Annotated in this window: 6 protein-coding genes; 1 reads left to right on the top strand and 5 read right to left on the bottom strand. The window is 49.8% G+C overall.

Annotated elements, in window-relative coordinates; all coding sequences use genetic code 11:
* Window positions 1–93: 93 nt before the first annotated feature.
* Entirely contained in the window at window positions 94–225 is a 132-nt protein-coding gene (locus MKS11_RS27120; RefSeq protein ID WP_072007956.1) for a replication initiation protein, read from the top strand.
* Between the two features lie 219 nt (window positions 226–444).
* Here the strand turns inward: MKS11_RS27120 and MKS11_RS27115 are convergent, their stop codons facing one another.
* The 5 genes from MKS11_RS27115 to MKS11_RS27090 all read right to left on the bottom strand — a co-directional run bounded on the left by MKS11_RS27115 (window position 445) and on the right by MKS11_RS27090 (window position 4687).
* Window positions 445–1254, bottom strand: a complete 810-nt coding sequence (locus tag MKS11_RS27115; RefSeq protein WP_032446875.1) for a hypothetical protein — start codon at window positions 1252–1254, stop codon at window positions 445–447.
* Window positions 1247–2497, bottom strand: a complete 1251-nt coding sequence (locus MKS11_RS27110; RefSeq protein ID WP_001584442.1) for a DNA cytosine methyltransferase — start codon at window positions 2495–2497, stop codon at window positions 1247–1249. The genes MKS11_RS27115 and MKS11_RS27110 overlap by 8 nt, the downstream gene beginning before the upstream one ends.
* A 451-nt stretch (window positions 2498–2948) precedes the next feature.
* The gene (locus MKS11_RS27105; protein ID WP_015328239.1) at window positions 2949–3164 is read right to left on the bottom strand and encodes an MbeD family mobilization/exclusion protein; all 216 of its coding nucleotides are present in this window, start codon (window positions 3162–3164) and stop codon (window positions 2949–2951) included.
* 6 nt (window positions 3165–3170) lie between these two features.
* Window positions 3171–3668, bottom strand: a complete 498-nt coding sequence (locus tag MKS11_RS27100) for an MbeB family mobilization protein (protein WP_015328238.1) — start codon at window positions 3666–3668, stop codon at window positions 3171–3173.
* Between the two features lie 677 nt (window positions 3669–4345).
* Entirely contained in the window at window positions 4346–4687 is a 342-nt protein-coding gene (locus MKS11_RS27090; protein ID WP_071599364.1) for a MobC family plasmid mobilization relaxosome protein, read from the bottom strand.
* Between the last annotated feature and the right edge of the window lie 547 nt (window positions 4688–5234).

Below are 5234 nucleotides of genomic sequence, written 5' to 3'. Positions count from 1 at the left end.
TTACCGGTGTCATTCCGCTGTTATGGCCGCGTTTGTCTCATTCCACGCCTGACACTCAGTTCCGGGTAGGCAGTTCGCTCCAAGCTGGACTGTATGCACGAACCCCCCGTTCAGTCCGACTGCTGCGCCTTGTCCGGTAACTATCGTCTTGAGTCCAACCCGAAAAGACATGCAAAAGCGCCACTGGCAGCAGCCACTGGTAATCGGATTCACGGAGCGGAGTAGAGTTATCTACAGAGTTCTTGAAGTGGTGGCCTGACTACGGCTACACTGAAAGGACAGTTTTGGTATCTGCGCTCCGTGAAAGCCAGTTACCTTCGGAAGAAAGAGTTGGTAGCTCTAAATTCCGGCAAACGAACCACCGTTGGTAGCGGTGGTTTTTTTGTTTACGGCTTAGGAGATTACGGCTAGAACGAAAGGATCTCAAGAAGATCCTCTCAGAAATTATACAGACATGCGGTAGTTTGAGATGTCAGAGCTATCTAACTCTTTTACCGGAACCAGTTTGTAATGCCTTTCCTCAATCAATTTCACTTGTCCTTCGTCTATCTTTAGCTCAAACAGTGCAATCAAATCGCTCGAAACAAACTGAGCGGAAATAGCTCTACATCTAACATTTGGGTATTTTTGTTCACACCACGCTGTATCTTGCGATGTTTGCACCATTGATATTTGATCTGTCCCACCTTTTGCTTGAACTGGTATTATATAATGGCAACCGTATTTATCTATACCTACATAAAGTTCATCGATCTCTATTTGACCAATTCCCTTCACCGTAGTTCTTAAATGATTCTGTAAAGAATATGTGGTTATACCTAGAAATATATCTATTAGCCGGTTATATCTCACCTTCGCCAGCAATGCCTGCTCGTCGTCTAAAGAATAACCTGTAATTATCTCCGGGGTATTGTCTGGAATTTTTATTGCCACCATATTAGGATTTGGCAAAATCCTACTAATAGTTACTAATCTAAATCGATACTTTGACCTACCAGCCAGCTCAATAATCCACTCCTTACCTTCTGGCTGAGTCAACAGAATACTTTCTGGCATAGGCGTTCTAAATCTGATTGAATATATAACATCACCAACATTAGATGGGAGTTCTATACCTAAATCTTTTGCAGCACTGTTTATATCTAACCTTTCAAACAAAACCTCTAAGTCACCATCAACATATTTATCGAAAAATATCTTTTCTACCAACTGATGGTATCTATTTTTGGACCTTTCTTTTTTATCCTTACTCACAAACAACCTCCTTGTTACTATTTTTTATTCTCTTAGCAATTACATTTGATGACACACCAAACATAGATGCAGCATCGGACATAGAAATAGCAACCAAACTTTCATCACCGAGTTTGATTTTCTTCGTTGGTTTTTTTGGCGTAACACCAAGAACCTTCATAATCTGCAAGCCAACACTTCTAGCTAGCATAGGAGGAACACTATTACCGACCTGTCTAAATCCATGCCACTTAGTCACATGAAATCTGAACCAATCAGGATATGAATGCAGTCTTGCTGCCTCTCTGACCGTGATGACCCTAGGATAGATCGGATGTATAGGACGAGGAGATGTAAAAGCACCTCTGTCACTTGCTGTTCCTGCCCTTAAAGTATTACATAGCCCATTCATCGAGAGCTTTTTAAACCTGCTGATTGGTTCTACCGTGTCAGGCAAAGTTTCAACAAACCGCCCTCTAGAAATGTCAGAGTGATCTGTCAGTAAAGAACACGTTAATTTGTCTTTATTAAAAATCCTTGGGTAGCTAAAATCACTAGGATCTTTTCCTACGCCATGCAAATAGGATGAGTATAGTGATTGCTCACCAAATTTAGCATAAACCCAATCTCTACCCCATAGCTCAGGATATTTTTCCGCATCAGGAATATCCCCAATAGCGTCCCCAACCGTTGTTCTAATGGATAATGGCTCAGGGTATGATGGCAGAGCAATTCCTTTCCTTCCCCCCATTAAGAAAAGACGACGGCGATCTTGAGGAACTCCATAATCAGCTGCGTTTAGCACTTTATAATCGCTTACAACGTCGTACCCGCCATCTTTAAATGCATCCATTATCTCTACTAAAAACTGCTTATGCTTACCAACCGTCAACCCTTTTACATTTTCAAAAACAAAGTATTTAGGCTTTAGCTCAAGAACCAGCCGTACATAGTGATAGACCAGTTTGTTTCTATCATCATCAAGCGCGCGTTTTCCTATTAATGAAAAGCCTTGGCAGGGAGCGCCTCCGATCACTACATCAATCTCTTTCTCACCAATACCTGAAACTTCCCTAACGTATTCTCCGGTAACATCAACAACACTTCTACATATCGTTTTGCACATAGGAAAGTTATATTTGTGAGCAGAGCAATGTATTGGATCTATTTCAACTGATGCCATTATATCAAAGCCAGCTTGCTCGAAACCGAGACTCAGCCCACCCGCTCCAGCAAATAAATCAACAGCAATCGGTCTAGTCATTCTTTACACCCACGTTATATAAAATCAACATGATGCTATCAGAAAAACGATCGCTTTACCGATCGTTTTTCTGATTTCGATTGAACATAACATCTCTTACCCGCACCGCGCCGGAGGCACTCAGGGCGTTTCTGATGGCTGACGGGCAAAAGGTGGTGGCAAGTACACCGAAAACCACCAGAAACGCACCTGATTTATTTTACGCATATGCATCACTTATTCACATCACTGCATAGCCGGTGATTTCGGTTAAAAAAGACTCTCTGTGTGCTGAAATCGCAGAAAATGGCCATGATCCCCGTCACGCTCAGGCCACCTGAGACGGGCGTTTATCAGTCTCCATACTCCCTGTCACCATGAGATAATGTGCGTTGCCGTTCCGGTACCAGATCTGCTGTCTTCTCTGGTTCCTTTTCCGTTGTTTGCCCGTATCGCTGTTGCTCAATCTCATTCAGCCTGTCGATAACCGGCGCAGCTGCTCGCTCAAACTCTGCACCTGCCTGCTCAAGCCCGACACGCGCTCGCTCAGCGCCGCGTTCTCCCGTTGCATAAGACCAGACATCTTCCGCCATTCCTCGAAGGCGCTCTCCCACTCGTCCAGCCTTCTCGAGTAGTCCTGCTGTAGCTGCTCTAACGCGCTCAGCAATTGTTTTTCCAGTTCCGTCATTCTGCTCTACTCCCGTACCAGCTTCACCGCGTTCCGCGTCTTGTTGTCCACCGTCCGGCCCGTTTCGGCTTTCATCCCCTCCGGCAGCACCAGAAACCGTCCGTTGCGGTTCTCCAGATAGGTCACGCCCCACGTCTGCATGTGCAGTTTCGACAGCGTATCTCTCTGCTGCCTGATTTCCGCCAGGTTCGCCGCTATCCGGTTCCCCTGGTACCACAGCACCCCGCTCAGGCTGGCGAACAGCAGCCCTGACACCATGGTGATGGTCAGCCACGTCCGCCCGACCATTCGCAGCACGCTCAGCCGGTTCGACTGCATCGCCGCGTTCATCCCCTGTTCGTGGGCGCTGATGGCGTCGTTGATTCTCTTCGCGCTTGCGTTCAGTTCCGATTTGACAACGTTCTCGTGCTTGCTGAATGCGGCTTTCAGCCTCTCTTCGGTAAGCTGCTGCTGTGCTTTCGATTTCTCCTCGAAGTCCCTCGAGGCCGTTAAAAGACTGCTCATAAATGGCTCCCCTCAGTCGGATATTTCGCCCCCCGTCCGGGTCGGCAATGCTGATACTGTTTTTTGTGGTTCTGACCACCTCAAAACCGGCCGCTGTGAGCGCCCCTGTGACGTCATCACGCGTTTTCAGCTCTCCTGATGAGGCTAACATCAGCAAACCCCGTGTAATCGTCTCTGCGGCTTCCTGCTTCGTTTCTGGCAGTCCTGAAGGCGTGACCAGCGCCCGCCGGTTCTCCGGGTCGTTCGGATCATGTAGCCCCAGCCTGCCGTTGACCACTGTCTGCCACGCATCGATGCGCGGCCGGTCGGCACGATCGTAATACGGCTGGAGGCGTTTCCCCGTCAGTAATTCGGTATTGGGGATCAGAAAATTCAGCTCAAGACGACCCTTGTCTGCGTGTTCCACCCACAGAATGCTGTACTGGTCTTTATCGAGTCCGGGCATCAGAACCCGCTCAAAGCTGGCCATCAGTTTTTCACGCTGACCCGGCGGCAGGTCCGCCTCCGCGAATGACAGCACCCCGGAGGTATATTTTTTCACATACGGCGACGCATCAATCAGCTCCCGGACTTCTTCCGGCTTCCCCTGCAGGACGCTGGCACCTTCACGCTGCCGGTCTTTACCCAGAAGATAATCCACAGGACCGGCGCCCCCGCCGCGACCCCGGGGATGGAATTTAACAATCATCGTCCGGCCCTTTTTCCAGTACGGCATGCCGCAACCGTTCCAGACCGGCATCGATCGCCATCAGCGCTGCCACGATCTGCACCCGGTCATGACCGGCACCACCGGCGTTCACTTTCCGGGCGATCTGGTTCAGGTTATTGCCCATGCCGGCAAGCTGACGCAGCAGCGCGGGCGAAATCGAGGGAAGCCTGCCGGCGCGTGTCGGTTTCTCATCAAGGCAGGTCTGGCGCATCCACGCCGCCAGTTGTTTTCCGTCGCACCGCTCAAGCAACCGCCGGTGTTCGTCTTCCGTCACCCACATCGTGAGCATCTTGTTGCGTTTATCTGCCAGAATCGCCTCCTGATAACGCCGTGACGGACGGGAAAGCCTTTCCCGGTCGGCGCGGGGTTGGACAAGCCGCAGGCGCGTCAGTGGGGTTTCGGGGCGCAGCCCTGAACCAGTCACGTAGCGCTAGCGGAGTGTATACTGGCTTAGTATGTTACGGCGAGATGGAGATTCGGGGAAGTGCTTCATGTGGCAAGGGGGAAAATACGGCTGCGGGGCGTAAGTGCAAAATGCAGGTAACGATGAAATGACGCCTCCTCGCTCACTCGGTCGCTGCGCTCCTGCCGTGAGACTGCGGCGGGCGTTACCAGCTCACGAAGGACGAGATAACGAGATCGCGCTCAAGTCAGGAAAGTCAGGAAAGTCAGGAAAAAGGATGCGGCGTTGCCGTTTTTCCATAGGCTCCGCCCCCCTGACAAGCATCACAAAATCTGACGCTCAAATCAGTGGTGGCGAAACCCGACAGGACTATAAAGATCCCAGGCGTTTCCCCCTGGTAGCTCCCTCGTGCGCTCTCCTGTTCCTGCCTTTCGGTTTACCGGTGTCATTCCGC

This window comes from Klebsiella sp. K5-45, assembly GCF_030128605.1.
Lineage (GTDB): Bacteria > Pseudomonadota > Gammaproteobacteria > Enterobacterales > Enterobacteriaceae > Klebsiella > Klebsiella quasipneumoniae.
The sequence above is the reverse complement of the archived record's forward strand: the minus strand, read 5'-3'. Positions and strand labels throughout refer to the sequence as shown.

Coding starts and splice junctions, on each gene's coding strand:
- MKS11_RS27120 (WP_072007956.1), top strand. CDS start 94: ATGCACGAACCCCCCGTTCAGTCCGACTGCTGCGCCTTGTCCGGTAAC.
- MKS11_RS27110 (WP_001584442.1), bottom strand. CDS start 2,497: ATGACTAGACCGATTGCTGTTGATTTATTTGCTGGAGCGGGTGGGCTG.
- MKS11_RS27105 (WP_015328239.1), bottom strand. CDS start 3,164: ATGACGGAACTGGAAAAACAATTGCTGAGCGCGTTAGAGCAGCTACAG.
- MKS11_RS27100 (WP_015328238.1), bottom strand. CDS start 3,668: ATGAGCAGTCTTTTAACGGCCTCGAGGGACTTCGAGGAGAAATCGAAA.